This window comes from Rothia mucilaginosa (assembly GCF_019334805.1).
In the GTDB taxonomy this organism is placed as follows: Bacteria; Actinomycetota; Actinomycetes; order Actinomycetales; family Micrococcaceae; genus Rothia; species Rothia mucilaginosa_C.
Map to the genome: position 1 here is coordinate 650971 of NZ_CP079822.1, position 22284 is coordinate 673254.

Sequence of the window (22284 nt, forward strand, 5' to 3'; positions counted from 1 at the left end):
TGGTGTGTCTCCTCTTAGTCTTCGTCGAGGATTGCCGGCACGCGGAACTTGCCGTCCTGTGCGTCGGGGGCGCCGGAGAGCGCCTCTTCCTGGGTGAGGGTCGGGACGGGTACGTCTTCGCGGAAGACGTTCTCGAGGGGGATCGGGTGGCTGGTCGCGGGGATGTCGGCAGTTGCTTTCTGCGACATGGTCTCAACGGATGCGACGATGATGTCGAGTTCAGACGCCATCGCGGTGAGTTCTTCATCGGTCATCTCAATGAGTGCCAGCGATGCCAGGTGCTTGACCTGTTCAAAGGTGATGGCAGACATGGTTCTCCCGTAGTTTTGTTTTTTGTTTCTTCTCTAGTGTAGTGGAGGTTGGGTTTCTCGTCTCTTCGGGAGGCGTTCTGCCTACCTATCGGTCGGGATACCGCCCGAGAGGGTGTGCGGCGACGGCCTTCACCGGGTACGTTCGGCTCCGCTACCGGAGGTTAACGCACAACGCCCCGCTCCTTCGGTGAAGGGCGGGGCGTTGTGGTACAGCGTCAGAACGACCGCTTCAGGGGTAAACCTTATGCGGGGATGTTCAGAACCTGGCCGGGGAAGATCAGGTCAACGTTGTAGATGATGTCGGTGTTCGCAGCGGCGATTGCCTGGTAGCCACCTGCAACGCCGAGCTTTGCAGCGATCAGCGAGAGGGAGTCACCGGGAACCACGGTGTAGGTGCCTGCGGCAACCTTGGGGGTTGCCACGACAGGTGCCTGTGCTGCGGGTGCAGCAGCGGCGGGTGCCTCAACTGCCGGTGCTGCTGCAGGAGCTGCGGGAGCCTCAACTGCTGCGGGAGCTGCCGGTGCAGCGGGTGCTGCTGCGGGTGCAGCCTGAGCTGCAGGAGCTGCGGGTGCAGCCTGTGCCGCGGGAGCGGTGTAGGTCTGCTGGGTCTGCGACTGTGCAGCCACGGTGGTGGTGGGCTCGGTGTAGGTGGGAGCTGCGCCGGTCTTGCCGTAGAGGCCAAGCTTAGCGGAGCATGCGGGCCATGCGCCCCAGCCCTGGATAGCGAGCAGACGCTCGCCTGCCTCGATCTGCTGTGCACGGGTAGCGTTCGCGGGGGAGCCGGACATGCCGACGCCGTTCCAGGACTGCTGGGTGAACTGCAGACCGCCGTAGAAGCCGTTACCGGTGTTGATGGACCAGTTACCACCGGACTCGCACTGTGCCAGTGCGTCCCAGGTAGCACCGTCTACTGCGTTTGCAGCGGGCATCGACATGGTAGCTGCTGCAACGCCACCGATGGCGAGAGCTGCTGCGGTACGACGAATGGAAGTGTTCTTCATAATGCTCCTTGGGGCCGTCCCCGCTCGTTCCGTCCCCGGAACTCTGGCGCGGCGCCGCTCACCCTTTGATAACGAAGTAGGTTACTCATTTTCTGGCTCTACCATGTGAGCGGCTCTCCACCGATTTCATGTCACCGTGAGCGATTCTGCGCTAGTGCGCGGAATCCGGTGGCACTTCCTCGGTGGGGACGTGCGGTAGAACCGGGCATCGTTTCAAGCATTCCAAGCTTGAAACCACATAAGCGATTCCCTGACGAGAATCTTTCTGGTCTCCAAGATAGCCGAGGTTGTGACGGTTTCCAACCCCGTTTTAGGTTCACAGCGAACGTCCTGACTTCTCCCAGGGTTCTTTAAGGTAAAGAGTGCAGGAAACGTTAACCCCCCGATTGAATCCCGGGGTTTTCGACCCGTTTTCCCCGGTATTCCGGGGTTTTCTAGGGGGTTTAGCCGGATGCGCTCCCCCGCCCTCCGCCTCCTTTAACGGATGCCCGCACCACCCCAATAGGGGATTCGAACAGCGTGTAAAAAAATTTTAAATATTTCTACGCTCTCGGAGTGTTTTAAGCTCTCCAACCCCCAGAAACTGTGGTAATTACAAGTGCCAAATTTTGGTATTCGGGCCCCGAAGAACACTCTTCGGGGCCCGAATGGCGTATATACATACCTCAATACCCCGCGACCCACAGTACCGCGCCCCGCGGAGACAGGGGAATACCTCGACGGCTTACGCCTCCGACTCTCCGGGGGCACTGCCGGAGCCGGCCTCAAGCGCCTCCGGACCGCCCTCGAGCAGGGCGGTGAAGCCTTCCTCATCCAGCACCCGCAGGCCCAGGGCCTCGGCCTTATCCAGCTTCGAGCCGGCGTTCGCGCCGGCCACCACAAAGTGGGTCTTCTTCGAGACCGAGCCGGAGGCCTTGCCGCCTCGAGAAATAATCGCTTCCTTTGCCCCGTCGCGGGTGTAGCCGTTCAGGGTGCCGGTCACGACCACGGTCAGACCCTCCAGGGTGCGCTCCACCGATTCGTCGCGGCTGTCCTCCATGCGCACGCCGGCAGCGGCCCAGGAGTCCACGATCTCGGCGTGCCAATCCTCAGCGAACCACTCGATAATCGAGTCCGCAATGGTGGGGCCCACGCCGTCCACCGAGGCCAGACGCTCGCGATCTGCCTCGCGGATCGCCTGCATCGCACCGAACTCGGTCGCAAGCGCACGGGCGGCAGTCGGGCCCACGTGGCGAATAGAGAGGGCAACCAGCACGCGCCACAGCGGCTGCTGCTTAGCCTTCTCCAGCTCGGCGAAGAGGTTCAGCGTATTCTTCGTGGGCTTCGGCTCGGGGCGCGCCTTGGTCGGCTTGGTGTAGAAGTAGGGCACGCGCTCCATCTTTCCGGTGCCCACGCCCTTGACCTTCTTCTCACGCTCGATGGTCACCTCGCGCAGGTCCTCGGGGGTCAGGTCGAAGAGGTGCGCCTCGGTGGTCAGCGGAGGGGTGTCCGGGGTTGCGGGGCTGGTGAGCGCCTTGGCGGCCTCGAAGCCCAGCGCCTCAATGTCGAAGGCACCGCGGCTTGCCGCGTAGTACACGCGCTCGGTCAGCTGCGCCGGGCAGGAGCGGGGGTTCGTGCAGCGCAGGTCCACGTCGCCCTCCTTGCCGGGGGCCAGCGGCGAACCGCAGGAGGGGCACTCGCTGGGCATGACGAACTCACGTTCGGTGCCGTCGCGCAGGGCGACCACGGGGGCGACAATCTCGGGGATCACGTCGCCTGCCTTGCGCAGCACCACGGTGTCGCCGATGAGCACGCCCTTAGCCTTGACCACGTCCTGGTTGTGCAGGGTGGCCCGCTCCACGGTCGAGCCCGAGACGAATACGGGCTCCATGACGCCGTAGGGGGTCACGCGGCCGGTGCGTCCCACGTCCACGCGGATGTCCAGCAGCTTGGTGTTCACCTCTTCGGGCGGGTACTTGTACGCCACGGCCCAGCGCGGCACGCGAGAGGTGTAGCCCAGCTGCGCCTGGGTTGCGAAATCGTTGACCTTGATGACGATGCCGTCAATCTCGTGCACGAGGGAGTGGCGTTGCTCGCCGTAGCGGTTGATGAAGTCGAAGATGCCCTCGACCGAATCGGTCAGCTCACTGTAGGGGCTCACGGGCAGGCCCCATGAGGCGAGCAGGTCGTAGGTCTCAAACTGGGTGGCAATCTCCAGGCCGGTACGCGAGCCGATGCCGTGCACGTACATGCTCAGCGGTCGGGAGGCAGTCACCGCCGCATCCTTCTGGCGCAGCGAACCTGCCGCGGCGTTACGCGGGTTCGCGAAGGGGTTCTTGCCGGCGGCAATCATGGACTCATTGAGCTTCTCGAAGTCAGCGGAGGAGATGAACACCTCGCCGCGAATCTCGATTTCTTCGGGGTGGCCCTCGCCGCTCAGCTGCTGCGGGATGCTGGCGATGGTGCGCACGTTGTGGGTGACGTCCTCGCCGGTGGTGCCGTCACCGCGGGTTGCCGCGCGCACGAGGGTGCCGTTGCGGTAAAGCAGGTTCACGGCCAGGCCGTCGATCTTCAGCTCGGTGAGCCAGCGCGGGGCGGCGCCGGTAAGGTTGCGGACGCTCTCCTCGGTCTTGGTCAGCCAGGCGCGCAGCTCCTCGAAGGAGAAGACGTCCTCGAGGGAGTACATGCGTTCCAGGTGGGTGACGGGCGCGAAGGCTTCAATGGCTTCGCCGCCGACCTCCTGGGTGGGCGAGTCGTTGGCGATGATGAGCGGGTGCTCGGCCTCGATGATTTCGAGGCGGCGGTAGAGAGCATCGTACTCGGCGTCGGAGAGGAACGGTGCGTCCTCGTTGTAGTAGGCGCGGCGGGCGGCGCGAATCTTATCGGTCAGCTCCGCGTATTCGGCGCGCAGGGCATCGGTAATCTCCGCAGTGTTTTCTGCGGCGTTTTCTGCGGGGCTCTCTGCTCGAGTCTCGGCGGGGGCAGTCTGCTGGGTGGTGTTGTTCTCAGTCACCCGTCCAGTCTAGCGTTTTTGCTCCGCCTCTCCCCTATCGCTCGTCATATTGGCAGGTTCCGCGAGCGCGAACGATGAGGCAAACGATGAGGCAAGCGTGCCGTAGCCACTTACCGGATTGCGCTTCCTTAGTTTCTGTGCGCGGATACAGTTCACCCCCGCCTCCTGCAGGCGCTCAATCGAGCACCCGAAGGAAACGGGGGTGAATCACAAGGTATGAAGTTTAGGCTTCGACAGCGTCGGCAACAATCACGGTAATGTTGTCGCGACCGCCGGAACGCAGCGCCTCGTGCTGGAGCACGTCAGCGGCGTCCTGCGGGTGGCGGATCGAGGTGAGTACGCGTGCCATGTATTCGTGCGAAAGCTCACCGGAAAGACCATCGGAGCAGAGCATCAGGCGGTCACCGGCGCGGGCGGGCAGAACCCAGAAGTCCGGTTCCCAGTAGTTGCCGGTACCCAGCGCGCGGGTAATCACGTTGCGGCGCGGGTGGGTCAGCGCCTCCAGGGCGGTAATCTGACCCTCGTCAACCAGGTACTGCACCTCGGAGTGGTCAGTGGTGACCTGCTCCAGCGAGGCGGCCCCTTCAGCGCCGGGCAGCTTCTCCATGGCGGAGTGGTGAATACCCTCGTCCTCACGCAGCAGGCGGTAGGTTCGGGAGTCACCCACGTTGAAAATAACCCACAGGTTACGGTCACCGATGCTGGTCAGCCAGGCGCCGGTGACGGTCGTGCCGCCGGCGCGGGAGAGCGCCTGCTTAATTTCTTCGTTGGTTTCGCCAAGGATATCGTGCAGGCGGTTCAGGGTGCCCACGATTTCATTGTTAAGCAGGGTGTTTGCGCGGCGACGGCGCTTGGCGGGGTCGGATTCGTCAATGGCGGCGAGGCGTTCAGCGTAGGCCTGCTGCTCCTCTTCGCTACGGCCACCGGGCATGGTGAAGAAGGGCGAGTAGGCAAGCTGACGCACGCACAGACGCGATGCTACTTCGCCGGCTTCGTGGCCTCCCATGCCGTCCGCGACCACGCAAAGGGAACCGGCGACGACCATCGAATCTTCGTTATTTTCTCGATGTGCGCCGCGGTGCGTTGCACCACCGGTACGTAGTTTCAGTTCAGTCATGAGAGGTCTATCTCCATTGTGTAGTTCGCGCGACGAGTCACCGCCACGGGGTCTACGTTACCAAAGCTTCTAACGTTTCGCGTCCCTTGAGAGGTGAGAGTATAGCGATTTCCCACCTGTCGGAGCGTGTTTGCTGTCTCATTATCGGTCAGCACGGTACCCGGTTCAGCGAGGGAGACCAGGCGCGCAGCCAGGTTCACGCTGGAGCCGTACACGTCGCCGCGGTTAGCCAGAACCTCGCCCCAAATGAAGGCGACGCGGGCTTCCGGTAGCTGCGGGTCGGCGCCGATCTTTTCGGAGAGCTGCAGGCTAATTTCTGCGATAGTGTCCGGGGTTTCGGTGAGGAAGAAGACTTCGTCACCGAGGGTCTTGATAATGCGACCGCCCAGGGGTGCGATGACGTCCAGGCAGCTCTGCTCAAAGTGGTTGATGAGCTGAGAAAGAGCCGCGGCGTCCAGGTTACGCACCAGGGAGGTATAGGAAACCAGGTCAACGAACCCTACGCCTCGCACCAGGGGCAGGCGGGAAAGTCCGGAGGTGGTCACGTTGTTTTCGCGCAATCCCAGGCGCAGGATTCCGGCGTACATCTGGCGACGGTATGCGTAGAGCGCCAGACGCTCGAGAACCTCGAGGTAACGCGGGAAGTCTTTGAGGAGCTTGCGGCGGGCATCATTATCGCTGAGGTTTTCGGTGACCATAATGTTGTGCACGAGCGCCTCAATCTGCCAGGCGACGGTACGGTCGGTCAGTTGACCTTCAGCGCGCACGAGGGATGCCACATATTCCATACGAATGTCGCCTTCTGCGTCCAACTTCTGCAGGTCGGCGAGCATCTGCACGTCTGTTTCAGTGAAGTAGGGCGAGTGGTTGGGGATTGTCGGGAAGCCCACATTGTGCCAGATACGCTGGGCGGTTTCGAGGGGAAGTCCGGCGCACTCTGCAGCTTCTACGGGGGTGTAGCGGCGACCCTGTCCCAGGAGCGACTTTTCGAGGGCTCGAATCCCTGCCTTGGATTCCTCGTCGCGGTAGATATTGTTCTGGGCGAGGTTCTGCAGAATTTTGAGGTTCAGCATTTGGGTTTCGGGGCCCATGGTGGCACCGGTGCCCTGCGGAGAGTGTGCAGGTTCATGATGGTCTGCCGTGCTCATTGCCGCTGCCGCTCCTTTCATATCTGCCGGATCATCTGTTCTGCCGTGCGGATGCACTGGTGTGTGCCGTGCGTCGACTGTGCACTGCTTCACTGTATAGCGCCTTGTTAATATACCCTCCACTGCGGTGTTTTGGGCGTCAAAGCCTCCACACCCAAAGATATTTTAGTGGAGTAATTCACATTTAAGAATACTCTAATCCGCATTTTTTCGGCTGATTTTAGGTGCCGGGTTAGGCTCTGAGCCAACCGGTCCGCCCTCCTTGTAGTGGGAGGAGGCACCCCAGAGAGGGCTAAATGTAGCGGGAACGCAGGGCGTAGTAGTCGCGTCGAGCGGATTTAATTTCTTTTTCGAAACGCTTGGGGTCGGGCACGTAGGTCAGGCGGTGGTGCACCCCGCGGCATACCACGTACACCGAACCGTAGCCCAACCAAGCGCCCGGGCCACGCTGTTTTGCCCAGCGCTCGCCCATGGAATCCAGGTAGAGGGATTCGTCTCCGCTACGGGTCATCACACCGCGGCGCACTACGAGCCGATGGGTGGTCAGCAGGTAGTAGGTAGTAACCCACCGCCAGGCAGTACGCACAGCACCAAGCAGGGCACCCACCGCACACATCGTGCCGAGAGTCCACAGAATCGGTGAGGACCGTGCCGTGGAGGCAAAGGTTGAGGCGGCGATAGCAACCAGCAGGTAGGCGAGCGCGGGCAGTAGAGCACCGTAGTGCTGTCGGGTGGCGATGATGACATGCTCACCGGGGTTGAGTTTTCCGCGCAGGCGCATGGTGTTCCTTAGCTGTGCTGGTGGGTGTGTACCGGATTAGAGGCGCCGGTTTGAGGTGGTGCGGGCGTATTCAGTGTTGCTGTGCCGGGCAAAATTTTATGGGCAGAAACTTTATAGGTTGGTTCTAGTGTGCCTGCTGAAAATCTCCGTAGCTACCGTTGGCGGGGCGAAGATGCTCAATATCGCCCACCGCGTAGGGCTCTATGGTTCCGTCCTCGCGGCGAATGAGGATGCGCCCCTGCGCATCGAGGTCTTCGGCAATGCCATCTACGGTGCTTCCGTCGGGCAGGCTCATGCGCACGCTGGCTCCGAGGGTTGCGGTGGAGGCGCGTGCCTGGTCGAGCAGGCTGATGCTCTGTGGGTTGAGGGGGTCGGGGTTGAGGGGGTCGGGGCGTTCGGGGTCACCACCGGCGCGCACGAAGGCGCGGTAGCGGCGGGCGAAGATGCCGAGCAGTCGGGCGAGCACCTCGGAGGAGTCGATGACCTGCCCGGTGCACAGGCTCAGGCTGGTGGCAGTGGGTACGGGCAGCTGTTCGGCGGACATGTTCGTGTTCTGGCCGATGCCCACAATGATGCTGCGCTGCCCCTCGGTGGAGCCGCTTTCGGGAACGAGCTGGGCGAGAATTCCGCACCCCTTAGCGCCCTGCGCGATGACGTCGTTGGGCCATTTGAGGGCGGCATCCACGCCGTAGCTGCGCCAAATATCGACCACGCTGAGCCCGGCGATGAGGGTCATCCAGTGGTAGCTGCCTTCGGGGAGTTCTCGGGCGAGCGGGTCTGCGGAGGCGTGCGGGCGCACCACGATACTCACGGCGAGGCAGGCTCCGGGAGGGGCAGTCCAGGCTCGGGCGAGGCGGCCGCGTCCGGCGCTTTGGTAGAGGCTGGCGTAGACGGAGAGCTCACCGAGCTGTTCGCGTTCGGGGTCCGTGCCGTCCATAAGTAGCTCGCGGGCGCGGGTGGTGGTGGAGTCGACTTCATCGTAGAGGTTTACGCTGGAGTAGCCCGCGTCCAGCGCCACGGTGCGGATGCGCGGCGCATCCAAAACCGAATGATCACTCTCGTTATGCATGTTTTCAGCCATAGCCTGCACCTTTCTGTCCTACCTCAATCAGTCCTGCAATTCGCAGACCCGCTATCAACCTGCCGCCGTAATCTGCCGGTTTCTACCGAGTCGCACTGATTTCTCACCATACCAATTTCTTGCCGCCGGTGATGCCCACCGGCACCCGAGACGGTACATTAGACAGTGAGGGTGCATCAAGCACCGACCGGCTGCGGAGGTTCCTCCGCCCTGCTCGAAAGAAGACCGCTATGGCTTATTACGCAATTACTTACGTTTACGCAGCTCCCGAGGAGCAGGCGAAGTACCGTCCGGCTCACCGCGAGTACCTTGGTTCGCAGATTGAGGCGGGCAACCTGATTGTTTCCGGTCCCCTGCTGGATGGCGAGACCCCCGCCGGCGCTCTGCTGATTGCAAAGGTTGACTCCGCTGAGGCTGCCGAGAAGATTGTGGCTAACGACCCGATGAACATTGGTGGCGCGGTTCTGTCTCACACCGTCACCGAGTGGAACCCGGTCCTGGGCACCATCTAAGCGTCATTTCACGTTGAAAGCTTGAACGTAGACCCCCTTCCGCAGGCAAGGATTGCCGAGGCGGAAGGGGGTTTTCTGTGCTCTTTTGAGCGGTTCTTTCGCGCTTTTCGTTCACTGTATGCACCTTCTTGGGTGCTGGGTGCATAAAAGTGTATCTAGTGTTGATATTCTGGCTTCTCACCTGGCATATGTGCCCTAGTTCGCACTATAGTTGAGGGATATGCACATTGTTCAAGAGTGCTCTTCGGGGCCTTCTGAACAACCATCACCGCAACCACTGGCTCCCGACAATCGGGTGGAGCAGGAACGAGGAATAATGTCCGAGAACCTCCAGCAGGATTTTGACTTGAGCACCACCGCCGGTAAGCTCGCTGATTTTTATGCACGTCGAGAGCGCAGCTTCGCGCCCAGCGGTGAGGCAGCTATTGAGAAGCAGCACGCACGCGGCAAGAACACCGCCCGCGAGCGCATCGACATGCTTCTGGACGAGGGTTCTTTCGTAGAGTTTGACGCCCTCGCCCGCCACCGCACCACCGCATTCGGCATGGAGGCGAAGAAGCCTCTGGGTGACGGTTTGGTCTCCGGTTACGGCACCGTGGACGGTCGCCTGGTTGCCGTGTATTCGCAGGACTTCACCGTTTACGGTGGTTCTCTCTCGCAGGTGAACGGCGAGAAGATTGTGAAGGTGCAGAAGTTCGCTCTGAAGAACGGCTGCCCGGTTATCGGCATTAACGATGGTGGTGGCGCCCGTATTCAGGAGGGCGTGGCTTCCCTGGCGATGTTTGCCGATATTTTCCGCATGAACGTGCGCGCCTCCGGTGTGGTTCCGCAGATTTCTGTCATTATGGGCCCCTGCGCTGGCGGTGCCGCTTACTCCCCCGCTCTGACTGACTACATCATCATGGTGGATAAGACCTCGCACATGTTCATTACCGGCCCGGACGTCATTAAGACCGTGACCGGTGAGGATGTGGACATGGAGACCCTCGGTGGTGCGCGTCAGCACAACTCGGTGACCGGTACCAGCACCTACCTGGCTGAGGACGAGGAAGACGCTTTCGACTTTGTGCGTGAGCTCCTCGAGTTCCTGCCCTCGAATAACCTTGCAGAGTCCCTGCCCCTGGAGCATGACCAGGAGCCCGTGGTAACCGTAGACGATTTGGATTTGGATACTCTCATCCCGGATTCGGCAAACCAGCCTTATGACATGCGCGCGGTCATTGAGTCCGTGGTCGATGACGGCCACTTCCTGGAGATGCAGGCGCTGTACGCCCCGAACGTGATGATTGGTTACGCCCGCGTTGAGGGCCGCACGGTCGGTATTGTGGCGAACCAGCCGATGCAGTTCGCCGGCTGCCTGGACATTTCTGCATCCGAGAAGGCTGCCCGTTTTGTGCGCCATTGCGATGCGTTCAACATTCCGATTCTGACTTTTGTGGATGTTCCCGGCTTCTTGCCCGGTACCGATCAGGAGTTCAACGGCATTATTCGCCGCGGCGCTAAGCTACTCTACGCTTATGCGGAGGCGACCGTTCCGCTGGTTACCGTCATTACCCGTAAGGCGTACGGCGGTGCGTACATTGTGATGGGTTCGAAGAAGCTGGGTGCCGATATTAACCTGGCATGGCCCACCGCTCAGATTGGTGTGATGGGTGCTCAGGGTGCGGTGAATATTCTGTACCGTCGTGAGTTGGCTGCTCTGGCGGCTGAGGGTGGCGATGTTGAGGCTCGCCGCGCTGAGCTGATCGCCAAGTATGAGGAAGAGCTGCTGAACCCGTACCAGGCTGCCGAGTTGGGGTACATTGACGAGGTTATTGCCCCGAGCGAGACTCGCGTGCGTATTATTTCCTCGTTGCGTGCCCTGCACGATAAGCGTGCGTCTACCCCGGCAAAGAAGCACGGCAACATCCCGCTGTAGGCTTCCCTTGTGCCCGCACCATTTGTGGCGCGGGCATTCCCAGGATTTTAGGTTTTCTAAGGAGGCGTGCCTTTGGCCGGCTACAACCCGCTGAGTTATTTCTCATTCGGTAAAAAGAAGGATAGTTCGGAGGCTACTGAGAGCGCCGAGCAGCTTGAGCGTAGCTCCGCACATTCTTCTGCGCACGCGGATACCGCATCCAGCGCCCCGCCGAAGGATTCTGCTCAGCCTTCGGTAGATACTGACGCTGAGCAGGAGCCTCTACTGAAGGTGGTTAAGGGCTCCCCCACTCCGGAGGAGATTGCCGCCCTCACCGCTGTGGTTGCGATGATGCAGGCGAGCGCCGCAAAGCAGGAGCAGAACTTGCTGGTGGGTGCCGCTTCACGCATCCTGAACCGCGGTCAGCGCCTGGGTGTTTCGTTGCGTCCCGGTCCCGGTTCGTGGAGGCGCGCTCGCCCCATGTAATGCGGGCTGCTAACTATGCTTCTTATATTCCCGTCACGCCAGCCGGTGTGACGGGAATATATTGTTTTGCCCCAAATTTAAGATTTATATTGCGCTATTGAACATCTAATGCGCTGGTTCTTGCGATTTTGTCATATTAGAAACGATAAAGCGATGATGATACGCCCTGATGCTACGATGTATATACCATCACAATAGTGTTAGTAAATTGGCAGGGACCATGGCAAAGATGCTGAATAAAAACCATAGGCCCCCACCGGATGTCTATATCACGCTTCTGTTGCCGACGCTACGGCGCTTGTCGAAGACTGTGCCCCGCACCGCCGCCTATGTTAGCGAGCAGTTGCGGCAACAGACTAAGGCATTGGGGTCGAAGAAGAACCTACCGGCTCTTGAATCCACCGATTTTGCGGTGGCTGTGCGTACCACCTTGAAAATCTTGGTGGCACTTCGTTATGCCCAGTTGATGCCTCGTTTGACCCCGTGGGAGAAGAGGAAGTACCTGCTCACTCCCCTGGGCGCCGAGCTGACCTGCACCCCGCATCTGCACGGTTCGGTGCCGCCGCGTGTGGTGAAGCAGGTGCAGGCGTTGTGCTCTCAGAGTTTGACGGCAAAAAGCGTGAAGAAGCTGAAGAAGCAGGCGAACGCGCTACTGGAGAATGCGCAGGAGGAGCATCGCCTCATTTTTGGCGCTTCCAATAGCGATAGCACCACCGAGTTGGAGGCTTTCTCGCCCTCCACTGACGCTGCGGACAAAGCGCCCGCCTACCCGGCAACCGGTGCGGAGCACCTTGCACATGCTTTGAATTCTGCGGAGGCTGCGGGGTCCTGGCCCGCCGGTCAGTCGCCTCTGGATATTATTTTGCGTGCCAGCGATTCGCCGGTGATTCACGCTCAGGCTGAGTTCGCGGAGCATTTTACGCAGGATTTGATTCAGCATATTCACGCGGTGACGCCAGAATATTTTGAGCAGATTGTTGCCGATATTTTTACGGCTCTTGGTTTTAACACCGAGGTAACCGGCGGTGCTGATGATAAGGGTGTTGACGTTATTGCCCGCTATTCTGATGGCCTGGATTTCGCGCCGATTTATATTCAGGTGAAGCATTATTGCGGAACTATGAAGGTCACCCCCAACGAGATTCAGAAGCTTGCCGGTGCAGTGCTTCTGCACGGCGGCCTGCAGGGTGTTTTGGTGACCTGCGGTGCTTTTGCGCATCCGGTTCCCGAGTATTTGCAGGGTTTGCCCGGCGCTCGCAATATTGCGCTGGTTGATCGACACCAGTTGGTGGAGCTGATGATTCGTCACCGTGTGGGTGTTCTTGATGGTGAGGGCGAGTGCGGTTACCGCATTGACGAGGAGTATTTTGCCCGCGGCTTGGAGTAGCCGGGGTGTTTCTGGGGCGAGTTATTTCTCTCCGAATATCTCTGGCCTTCATGCATTTCCCACGTCATTTCACTTAATGTATTTTCACTTTTCCTTGAGGATATTTTTCACATATCGGCTGGTTTTAGAAATCTAGGTTATTTCTCGAACCAGCCGATACAATAATGAAGGTAATGCGTTATATATTCTTCGCATTATTTCACGAAGTGAATATACCCGTGACGGTCTAGACACTTCACCCCAATTTATAGCGTTCTTTTCTGAAGTGTTCGTCGTTGAAGACGGTGCGTAAGCGGGACGGGTTGAGAAAAAACTACCTACCCTGCTTCTCTTCGCTTCTCTTCACTGCGGGATTTCAAAGTGCCGGCCCAAAAATAAAGATGGTGCCGCTCACTTTCGTGATTATTTTCCCGTTCGCATGACTGCACTTTATGAAGAACGCCTGCACGATAAATAACACTAGATAAGGAGCCCGGCGTGGCTTTTGTGAATAAAACAATGCTCCATATCGATCATTCCGAATTGCACTCTTTGCAGCAGGAAACCTCGTGGGAGGCTCTACCCGAGGAAGCACGCACTCTCAGCATTGCGGCGGCTTTCTCTCTGCTCCGCCATTTTGAGCGCGCGCAGGATCGTGGCGAGAAGGTTTTCTTCCCCGATATGTACACCCCGGTTGGCGTGGACCTGGGTTTCAACATGACTCAGCGTTTCATTGCGGTCGGTGACAATGTCCTCTTCCGTGAGGCACTCAATAAGCTGATTGCGGCGCTGGTCAATGCTGATTATCTTGAGGTGTCCCTCAGCCAGTTGCATCCGGGCAACCTGCACTACACCCTCAGCGAGGCTGGCCGTGAGCTTTTGGGTACCCCGAAGGAACAGCAGGCGCAGGCTCTTCTGCCGGTTCTGCCTCTGCAGAGCGGCGTGTACCTGCACTATCTGAAGCAGTTCTACCCGGTTCTGCTCTCGCACATTACGGTGCGTGAGCTTCTGCCCATTGTCCTGAGCGTTACCCCGTCCTACCCTGCGGCGGCGCCCGTGAAGATTCGCGAGCTGGTGCTGCGTGAGTGCGGTTTCGTGCAGGGTTGGTACGGTCTGTCGTATCTGGAGCAGCGCATCGTGGAGCCGGTGATTGCTCAGGCGTTGAGCCTGCTGACCCGTGAGGGCTACCTGCGCACCAAGACCATTCACGAGCACACGGATTCGCCGCTGACGCTGTACTCGCTGTCCCCGTCTGCGAAGGAGCTGGTGGCACGCCACGAGGAGACTGGCGTGCCCGCAAGCGAGCTGAGCTCCGTGCTGGCGCTGGTTAAGGATGAGGGCACCTCGATTACCGCTGAGGATATTGCCGCAACCGATGCTCTGCTGACCCATATGGGCGTTCTTCTGCTCGATACTCTCAACGACCACGGCGCCGATGTGGAGCTGAGCCTTCCGAGCCTGGAGCAGGTCTTTGACCGCGACGAGCGCATCCAGCAGGCGACCTCGAACCCCTATTTTGTGCAGATTGACGCGCAGGATTACCTCTACGATGTGCTGATCGCCCACCACTACCTGTCCGAGCGTGAGACCGTCTACTCGCTGGGTCCTGCGTTTGCACCGGCTTTGGCGCAGATGGTTGAGCCGAGCGTTCAGAAGCTGGTGGCTTCGGCTCTGCTGGATCCCGCGGCGGTGGACGCTCTGCCGTACCCGCATCAGCTGTTGCACCCGATTCTGAAGCTCGTGGAGGAGAACCCGCGTATCTCCTACTACGACATCTACGATGAGTTGAAGCTCGCCCTGGATATCCCGTACCTGCAGGGTGAGATTGCTCCGCACCGTTATAAGCTGACCCCGCGTCTGCGTAACCGCTATTCGGTGGCGATGCACGTGCTGAAGGGCGAGCGCTACCTGAATGCTCTGCGTGAGGGTACCGGTCGTACTTCCCGCAAGAACCCGGAGCGTTACGAGCTGAGCGAGGCGGGTAAGGAGCTGCTCAAGCGTTTCCCGGAGGGTGCTCCGGAGGCGGTGACCGCCCGCATGGCGCCGCTGCCGCCGCAGTCGCTCAAGCACAAGCTGCCTCAGGATATTGCGGCTGAGCTGCAGGCTCGTGAGGAGGCTCTTCAGGCTGCTAAGGAGGCGCGCGCGGCGGAGCGTCAGGCTCGCCTGGCGGCTCGTGAGGGTGCGCGTGAGCCGTTGGCTCCGGTGCCGGGTGCTTCTCCGGCGTTGTTGGCGCGTCCGGCTGGTTCGCCGGTGGCAACTACTACCCAGGCGGTTACTACCCAGGCGCCCGCTGAGGTTCCGGCGGCGGTTGCTCCGGCTACCACCCAGTCTACTGTGTCCGTTCCTACTGTTTCTGCACCCGCTGTTTCTACACCCGCCGCGGCTCCTGCCCAGCCGGTTGTTTCCGCTCCGGCTGTTTCGGCTGCTGAGTCCTCGACCGCGCTGCAGGTGGCTGCCGCGCAGGTGCGTGAGGCTCTGAAGCGTTACCGTCAGGTCTTCCGCCGCGAGGCGCTGGCTCCGGCGCTGGCTCAGGTGTCTGAGGAGCGTTTCCGCAGCATTGGTTTCGATCTGTTCCTGATGCGCGGCTACACGGTGGAGGCTCTGGAGGCTCAGGGCGTAGATGGTGTGGCAACTCCCGCCACCGGTGAAAAAGAACGCGCATTCTACGTGCGTACTCTGCGCCCGGTAGCGAACGGTGTGCTGTCCGCGAGCGTTCAGCCGCAGGATATTACCGCGTTCTTCCTGGCGATTCACGCCCGCGGCGGTCAGCTCGGCACCTTCATCACGAACGCGGCGTTCAGCGATGAGGCGTACGACGAGTTCATCCGCTGCTCGACCAAGTACCCGAACATTCTGGTGGATTTGGTGTCCGGCGATGAGCTGCAGGACCGCCTCATTGCGCACCGCCTCGGCGTGGTCGAGAGCGCAAACGGTCTGCTGGAGCTGAACGGTGAATACTTCGCCGGCTAAGTCACCAGCTAGCAGCTTTTAGCCCATCTTGGGTATGCCCCGGTTTTCTCTCTCCTGCACGTTCAGGTGGGAGAAAGCCGGGGCATTTTCGCGCCTGCGCCCCGGTGAGTTGTCCACAGGTGAGCCCTTTTCGTCGTGTTCGGTGCCGCTCAGCCCGTAATATTGCCGGTTTAAGCGAGCTAAATCACCGAAAATCGTGGTTGGAGGCACACCCCTGCGTTAGGATATGAACATGAGCACTTACCAGGAACTTCCCAGCATCTACCGATTGAAGCGCTCGCTGACCGACGTCGATCAGATTGCTAACGAATACTTTGAAAAGGTCCTCGACCTGAACCCCGTCCATGCAACCGAGCTTGGTCGTAAGGGCGTAGAGACCCTGTACCCCGATTACTCGCCCGCCGGCGAGAAGGCTTTTGCGCGCCTTGCGAAGAAGACTTTGAAGAAGGTCGATAACGTCCTGCCTATTGATGACGTTGACCTGGTCACCCTGGATGCTCTGCAGGAGCGTCTGAGCCTGTACCGCAAGCAGTACAAGGCTGGTTTTGGCGGCTGGCAGCTGAACAATATTGCGTCCGTCCCGCAGGAAGTGCGCTCGGTCTTCGACCTGATGAAGCGCAACACCCAGCAGGATTGGGAGCATATTGTTGGGCGTATGCACCGCGTCACCGAGGCACTGGAGGGATACATCCAGACTCTTGAGGCGGCTCGTGAAGAGGGTAAGGTTGCCCCGCGCCGCCAGGTGGATATTGTCATTGAGCAGACCGCCGCGTACTACGCTCCCGGTGGTTTCTTTGATGATTTGGCGGCTGAGGTCGCCGAGGCTGTCCCCGCTCTGAAGGATGAGGCTGCCGCCGGTGCCGAGGCTGCGAAGGAAGGCTACCGCCGCCTCAACAGCTACCTGGTGGAGAAGCTGCAGCCGGTCGCTCCCTCCCGCGACGCTGTGGGCCGTAAGGCGTACAGCCTGCACTCCCGTTCGTTCCTGGGCACCACCATTGACCTGGACGAGACCTACGCCTGGGGCGTGAAGGAACTGGAGAGCATTATCGCTCGTCAGCGTGAGGTTGCCGAGGAGATTGAGCCGGGCGCAAGCATTGAGCGCGCGAAGCAGCTGCTCGATGAGGATCCGGCGCGTCAGCTGCACGGCACCGATGAGCTGAAGGCATGGATGCAGAAGCTCGCCGACGCCGCCGTGGAGAACCTGGCGGGTAGCCACTTTGAGATTGGCGGCCCCATGCGCCGTATCGAGTGTTGCATCGCGCCGACGAATGAGGGCGGTATTTACTACACCGGCCCCTCCCCCGATTTCTCGCGTCCGGGCCGCATGTGGTGGTCGGTTCCCGAGGGTGAGGACACGTTCACTACCTGGCGTGAAACCTCCACCGTGTACCACGAGGGCGTTCCGGGCCACCACCTGCAGATTGCTATTGCTACGGCGCTGAAAGGCACCATGAACTCGTGGCGTACGAACATGCTGTGGGTTTCCGGTCACGGTGAAGGCTGGGCGCTGTACGCCGAGCGCCTCATGGAGGAACTGGGCTACCTGAAGGATCCGGGTGACCGCATGGGCATGCTGAACGCTCAGCGTATGCGCGCCGCCCGCGTGGTCTTCGATATTGGTGTTCACTGCGAGATGCCGATTCCGGATGAGTGGGCTGAGCAGTTGGGTGTTGAGCCGGGCACCATCTGGACTTCTGAGCTGGGTTATGAGTTCTTGAAGCTGAACCTGGACGAGTCCGAGGGTCACCTGCGTTTCGAGTTCCTGCGTTACCTGGGTTGGCCGGGTCAGGCGCCGAGCTACAAGATTGGCGAGCGCCTCTGGCTGGAGCTGCGCGATCAAGCTGTGCGCCGCGGCGATGACATGCGTGCATTCCACACGCGTGCGCTTCTGCTCGGTTCGGTGGGTCTGGATACTCTGCGCCGCGCTCTGACCGATGAGATGATGCTCCCTCTGGATACTGAGGATGACGACGATGAGGACGATGACGAGTAGCCTCTAGTCTGCTCGCTCCTCGTCGAGTGGATTTCTGGAGTCTCTGAACTAGAGCCTTGAGATTAGGAACTCTATAGACGAAGCCCCCGCTTTAGCTTTATGGCTGAGGCGGGGGCTTCGTCTTTTCGTGCGAGGTTTATCTATCGGGATTCCGGGCTATCCGAAGTTTGCGGTGCCGGGGTCGGTGGTGCCGAATCCCATGCCGGTGGAGTCGTTCAGATCCACCAGATGCGGGGCGAAGCGGCACCAGTAGTCGGTGAGCGCGCCGTTCGATTCGCGGATGCCCACGCCTACGGTGCGTCCGTCGACCACCCACACGCCGAGGATGGGGTGGCTGACCGGGTTGATAATGCCTTCGTAGCGCGGTGCCGGAATGTACTCCTGGTAGATGAATTCGCTTTCGGGGGCGTTAGCGAAGAAGTCGTCGTCTTCGGGCTTGATGAAGACATCGTAGTCGGGCGCGTAGATTTCTACGCCGTCGCCTTCACGTCCGAAGAGGGGCTTGCGGACCCAGTTGCGCATGCCGCCGCGGTGCCCCGCGTAGGTGGGTACTAGGTTCGGGTGGCCGGGGTACTTATCCCAGAGCGCGGCGAGCAGCAGCTTATTGGAGAGGAACATCTTCCACGCAGGCTCGATCCAGCGGTCCATGGCGCCGTGGTAGGCGAAGAGGAGCTTGTCGTAGCCTGCTTCGCTGTCGGTGACCAGGTCTTCCCAGGGGTAGAGCTTGAAGAGGTTGGTGATGGCGCGGCCTTGTGCGTCCTCCCAGCTCTTGGTGTCCTCGTTGAAGATGACTTCGTCGATGGGCATCATGTGGGTTTTGATGCCCGCCTGCTGCGCCGCGTAGGCGATGAGCCAGAGGTTGTTGTAGTCCTCGTTGTTCTCGTCAATCTCGGGGCTCACGTGCGCCAGGTGCAGTACGGGCTGCACGCCGGCGGCAATTTCGGCTGCGAAGATGTGGCGCCAACGGTTGGTGAAGGCTTCGCCGATTTCACCCCAGTGGGCGTAGCCGCGGGTATCGAGGCGCTGGTCTTTCGCCCAGGTTTTCTGGCTGACTGCCGCCTCCACGATACCGGTGGGGGTGTCGGCGTTGTATTCGAGCAGCTTCATGGGGTCGCCGGGCACACCGGAGTAGATGAAGTCGAAGCGGCCGTAGAAGTCGGCGTCGCGGCGGTTCCAGGATTCAACCGCGAGGTTGAACGCCGCCTGGGGCAGCCCGAGGGTGCCGAACGCGCCGGAGGCAATGTACTCGACGGTTTCCAGGCACATGCGGTGCATTTCTTCCGCCTGGGCGCGCACAGAGTCCATTTCTTGCGGGCTGAAAATGTAGGCGGCGTATTCGTTCCAATAGTGGTCGGTGTCGTGGGGGCCGTCCACGCTGTAGGTGAGGCCTTCCTCAACGATGACGTTCTCCCAGTCGGGTCGGCCGACGGGAAATTCTTCGCGGCGCATGAGGGGCTAGGCTCCTTCGAAGTAGTGATTGGAAAGCGGTGTTGTTACGTCACCGCGGGTTTGGTTGTTCTAGTGAGGAAAATGCGGGCGGGACCGTTCAGTCCCTGCCCGCATTCAGTGTGATGGCTTATGGCTTAGCCGCCGGAGGTACCGCCGCCGGACTTCGAGCCGCCACCGAAACCGCCCTTGCTGCCGGACTTCGAGGAAGAGCCAGACTTGGACGAAGAACCGGACTTCGAGGACGAACCCGACTTGGAGCCGGACTTGGAGGTGTTCGACTTGCTGTAGGAGCCGGTGCTACCGCTATTGCTGGTGCCCTGCTTACCGCTGGAGACCGAGCCGGTGGTCTTATTACGCACAGAGGAGGTCTTTCCGGAGTTATTGGTGCTGGTCACCTTGCCGGAGGAAACGGTGGAGGACTTCTTCGCGGTGCGGTAGGAGTCCTCGAAGCCGCCGCCCTTGGAGGACACGCCGCTGTAGACGGTGCCGTTGCTGGGGCGGGTGGTGCTGCCTCCGGAAAGCTTGGACCCTACAGGAGGAATGTAGTGGGATCCGGAAGAATTAGCGGCACTTTGGCGGCCCAGGTAGTACCAGAGGAACGCATTCGACGTGTTGTGGGTGGTGGTCGAGCCAGAAGTGCCCGACGACCCAGAAGAGCCCGAGGAGCTGGAGGAACCCGAGGAGCTCGACGAGCCGTTACTGGAGGAGTCGCTGCTGGACGAGTCGGTCGGCTCCTGAACGCCTGCCTTCTCACATTCGCTATCTTCCACGCGCAGGCCGGTCTTCGCGTCCTGGCAGACGCGGGCGTACTCTTCGCCCTGCGACAGGAACGCGTTCTCTTCCTGGTGCATGGAGTTGTAGGCGAAGATGCCACCGCCAACCAGCAGCACGCCAGCGCCCGCTACGGCAATCATCTTGGCGATGCCGGGGCGGGTCGCACCCAGGTTCAGGGTCTGCTGGGCTGAGGTCTGTGCGGCGCGGGTAGCGAAATCTGCAACCGCTTCCATGCGATTGCGGGGCTTCTTCGGGCCGTTAGGGGTGGTGGTTCCGCCGGGGTATTGGGGAGCAGAACTCATGCATCTCTCCTTGAAAGGTGGTGCGTGGCGTAACGCTCAACGCGTACATGAAGCTGAGTGGGTACAGCATCATCCGGCGACTTTCGCCGGACTATCGGTGTGATTCCAGCATATCAAGCTCTAGCTTTCGGATTATTAGCTGACGGCAAAATCTCAGCAAGCTTCCCCGCATGTTGCGCAGTTGTTTCCTTTCTGTTTGCTTTTGCGGCGATTCCTAATTAACTATCAGCCAATTTAACCGCCTATGTGGGGGGGCAACTGGCGGCGTTGCTGGTTGGGCAGCTGGGTTGGGCTGCGTTGCTGGTTAGACTGCGGGATGTACAGCCGAAAGATGCCACAGGATGGTCACGGTTCGTCACACATCCCCTACACTGCACCGGATTGAAACACTTCTTCACACAAACTCGCGCCGGAGCGCGCAAAAGTTTTAGAGTATGCCACATGTCTACACCGCATGCATCATCTCGTTCACGTCTGCCCAAGTGGGCTACTTCTTTTGGCAACCAAATCATTGCCTCCCTCATTCTGGGTATTGTTCTCGGCGCGCTCGCCCTCGCACTGGGCGGGGACGCGAAGAGCAACCCCAACTGGCTCATGGTGACCTTGGATACCATCGGCTCCTCCTACGTCACCCTGCTGAAGGCGGCTGTTGTTCCGCTGATTTTCACCGCCGTGGTCGCCTCCATCTCTAACCTGTCGCAGGTGACTAATGCGGCGCGTCTGGCGGTTAACACGCTCATCTGGTTTGCGATTACCGCGTTCTTCGCGGTGCTCATTGGTATTGCGATGGGCCTGATCGTTCAGCCGGGCGTGGGCGCGCAGGTGCAGGGCAAAGCGTACACCGGCTCGACCGGTTCGTGGACCGCGTTCCTGACCGGTCTGATTCCGGTGAATTTCCTGGGTCTGGGCGTCAGCGCTAAGTCCGGTGATTCCGGTATCACCGCCTCGGCATCCTTCAACGTGCTGCAGATCCTGGTCATTTCCGGCGCAGTCGGTATTGCCGCGCTGAAGGTCGGTGAGGCAGCCAAGCCGTTCATTGACGTAGTCAAGAGCGCTCTGGCGATTATTCAGAAGATTCTGTGGTGGATTATTCGCCTGGCACCGCTGGGTACCGTGGGTCTAATCGCTAAGGCAGTGTTCGCCTACGGTTGGGCGTCGATGGGTTCGCTGGTCGCGTTCGTCATCGCGCTCTACATTGGCCTGCTGCTGGTCTTCCTCGTGGTCTACCCGATTATTGTTCGCGCGAATGGTCTGTCGGTCCGCCAGTACTTCTCTGGCGTGTGGCCGGCGCTCCAGCTGGGCTTCGTGTCCCGCTCTTCGATGGGTTCGATGCCGATGACCCAGACCGTTGCAGAACGTAACCTGGGTGTTCCCCGCGCCTACGCGTCCTTTGCCGTTCCGCTGGGTGCAACCACTAAGATGGACGGCTGCGCTTCGGTTTACCCGGCTCTTGCCGCAATCTTTGTAGCTCAGTTCTACGGTATTCAGCTGGACTTCACCCAGTACCTGCTGATTGTGATGGTGTCCGTGCTCGGTTCGGCAGCGACTGCCGGTACGACCGGCGCTATCGTGATGCTGACCCTGACCCTTTCCACTCTGGGTCTGCCGCTGGACGGTGTGGGTCTGCTCCTGGCGATTGACCCGATCGTGGACATGGGTCGTACCGCCCTGAACGTTGCCGGTCAAGCTCTGGTTCCCGCGATTGTGGCTCGCCGCGAGGGCATCCTGGATGAGGAGCTTTACAACGCTCCCCGTTCGGAGGGCGGCTTCGTGGCTCAGGAATTCTACGATGAGCGCATCGCCGGTGAGGCGCAGCGTCTGCACGAGGTGGAGGAGACGGCACGCCGCTAATCTGGCAAGCTAATCTGGCGAAGGCTCACGCACACGGCGCTAGGCGGTACTGCTTAGCGCCGTGCAGCTTCTCTCTCTCCCCCCCATGCCCCCAGCATGGGCGAAGTATATTTGTCAAACGTCATAAAAACGTCACGATTGATTCTTCTTTTCTTTAATTCTTGAGAAGAGTTATGATTTTGAACGGCGTGTTCCATCTCCTACGTGGTTGAGGGGGATGGGACACGCTCTTTTTTATGCCCGCCGGTTTTAT

General features: G+C 60.2%; 16 protein-coding genes. 7 read left to right on the forward strand and 9 right to left on the reverse strand.

All coding sequences use genetic code 11. From position 1 onward, the window contains the following. Positions 1 to 14 precede the first annotated feature (14 nt). The 7 genes from gatC to LPB405_RS02525 form a co-directional block, all read right to left on the reverse strand. Positions 15 to 311 (reverse strand): Asp-tRNA(Asn)/Glu-tRNA(Gln) amidotransferase subunit GatC, encoded by a 297-nt coding sequence (gene gatC / locus LPB405_RS02495; RefSeq protein WP_049332870.1) that lies wholly within the window; start codon positions 309 to 311, stop codon positions 15 to 17. Positions 312 to 553: 242 nt separating this feature from the next. After that, on the reverse strand, positions 554 to 1312 hold the full coding sequence (locus tag LPB405_RS02500; RefSeq protein ID WP_219101802.1) for a transglycosylase family protein: 759 nt from the start codon (positions 1310 to 1312) through the stop codon (positions 554 to 556). Between the two features lie 724 nt (positions 1313 to 2036). Further along, positions 2037 to 4304: an NAD-dependent DNA ligase LigA gene (ligA, locus tag LPB405_RS02505; protein ID WP_219101803.1), complete on the reverse strand. Its 2268-nt coding sequence runs from the start codon at positions 4302 to 4304 to the stop codon at positions 2037 to 2039. Positions 4305 to 4527: 223 nt separating this feature from the next. Then, positions 4528 to 5421 (reverse strand): PP2C family protein-serine/threonine phosphatase, encoded by an 894-nt coding sequence (locus tag LPB405_RS02510; protein ID WP_012903977.1) that lies wholly within the window; start codon positions 5419 to 5421, stop codon positions 4528 to 4530. Then, positions 5418 to 6569 carry an adenylate/guanylate cyclase domain-containing protein gene (locus LPB405_RS02515; protein WP_049355976.1) on the reverse strand — a complete coding sequence of 384 codons (1152 nt, stop codon included), beginning with the start codon at positions 6567 to 6569 and terminating at the stop codon, positions 5418 to 5420. The genes LPB405_RS02510 and LPB405_RS02515 overlap by 4 nt, the downstream gene beginning before the upstream one ends. A 292-nt stretch (positions 6570 to 6861) precedes the next feature. Then, positions 6862 to 7350, reverse strand: a complete 489-nt coding sequence (locus LPB405_RS02520) for a hypothetical protein (protein WP_049349988.1) — start codon at positions 7348 to 7350, stop codon at positions 6862 to 6864. Between the two features lie 124 nt (positions 7351 to 7474). After that, positions 7475 to 8431: a biotin--[acetyl-CoA-carboxylase] ligase gene (locus LPB405_RS02525; protein WP_219101804.1), complete on the reverse strand. Its 957-nt coding sequence runs from the start codon at positions 8429 to 8431 to the stop codon at positions 7475 to 7477. A gap of 230 nt (positions 8432 to 8661) precedes the next feature. Here LPB405_RS02525 and LPB405_RS02530 point away from each other — a divergent pair, with 230 nt between their 5' ends. The 6 genes from LPB405_RS02530 to LPB405_RS02555 all read left to right on the forward strand — a co-directional run bounded on the left by LPB405_RS02530 (position 8662) and on the right by LPB405_RS02555 (position 17655). Then, positions 8662 to 8943: a YciI family protein gene (locus tag LPB405_RS02530; protein WP_005508857.1), complete on the forward strand. Its 282-nt coding sequence runs from the start codon at positions 8662 to 8664 to the stop codon at positions 8941 to 8943. Between the two features lie 316 nt (positions 8944 to 9259). Next, positions 9260 to 10861, forward strand: coding sequence for an acyl-CoA carboxylase subunit beta (locus LPB405_RS02535; RefSeq protein WP_219101805.1), 1602 nt, complete (start codon positions 9260 to 9262; stop codon positions 10859 to 10861). A 66-nt stretch (positions 10862 to 10927) separates the two neighbouring features. Further along, a complete protein-coding gene (locus LPB405_RS02540) occupies positions 10928 to 11326 on the forward strand; it encodes an acyl-CoA carboxylase subunit epsilon (RefSeq protein ID WP_257604960.1) in 399 nt (132 codons plus the stop codon). Positions 11327 to 11624: 298 nt separating this feature from the next. Continuing rightward, positions 11625 to 12713: a restriction endonuclease gene (locus LPB405_RS02545; RefSeq protein ID WP_257604961.1), complete on the forward strand. Its 1089-nt coding sequence runs from the start codon at positions 11625 to 11627 to the stop codon at positions 12711 to 12713. A gap of 477 nt (positions 12714 to 13190) precedes the next feature. Beyond that, positions 13191 to 15662 (forward strand): restriction endonuclease, encoded by a 2472-nt coding sequence (locus LPB405_RS02550; protein WP_219101807.1) that lies wholly within the window; start codon positions 13191 to 13193, stop codon positions 15660 to 15662. Between the two features lie 232 nt (positions 15663 to 15894). Next, on the forward strand, positions 15895 to 17655 hold the full coding sequence (locus tag LPB405_RS02555) for a DUF885 domain-containing protein (RefSeq protein ID WP_219101808.1): 1761 nt from the start codon (positions 15895 to 15897) through the stop codon (positions 17653 to 17655). 156 nt (positions 17656 to 17811) lie between these two features. Here LPB405_RS02555 and LPB405_RS02560 read toward each other — a convergent pair whose 3' ends face one another. Then, a complete protein-coding gene (locus tag LPB405_RS02560; RefSeq protein ID WP_219101809.1) occupies positions 17812 to 19104 on the reverse strand; it encodes a glutathionylspermidine synthase family protein in 1293 nt (430 codons plus the stop codon). A gap of 134 nt (positions 19105 to 19238) precedes the next feature. Continuing rightward, positions 19239 to 20180, reverse strand: coding sequence for a hypothetical protein (locus LPB405_RS02565; RefSeq protein WP_219101810.1), 942 nt, complete (start codon positions 20178 to 20180; stop codon positions 19239 to 19241). A 441-nt stretch (positions 20181 to 20621) separates the two neighbouring features. On the opposite strand from LPB405_RS02565, the gene LPB405_RS02570 reads away from it, so the two are divergent. Continuing rightward, positions 20622 to 22031, forward strand: coding sequence for a dicarboxylate/amino acid:cation symporter (locus tag LPB405_RS02570; RefSeq protein ID WP_044150697.1), 1410 nt, complete (start codon positions 20622 to 20624; stop codon positions 22029 to 22031). Positions 22032 to 22284 lie beyond the last annotated feature (253 nt).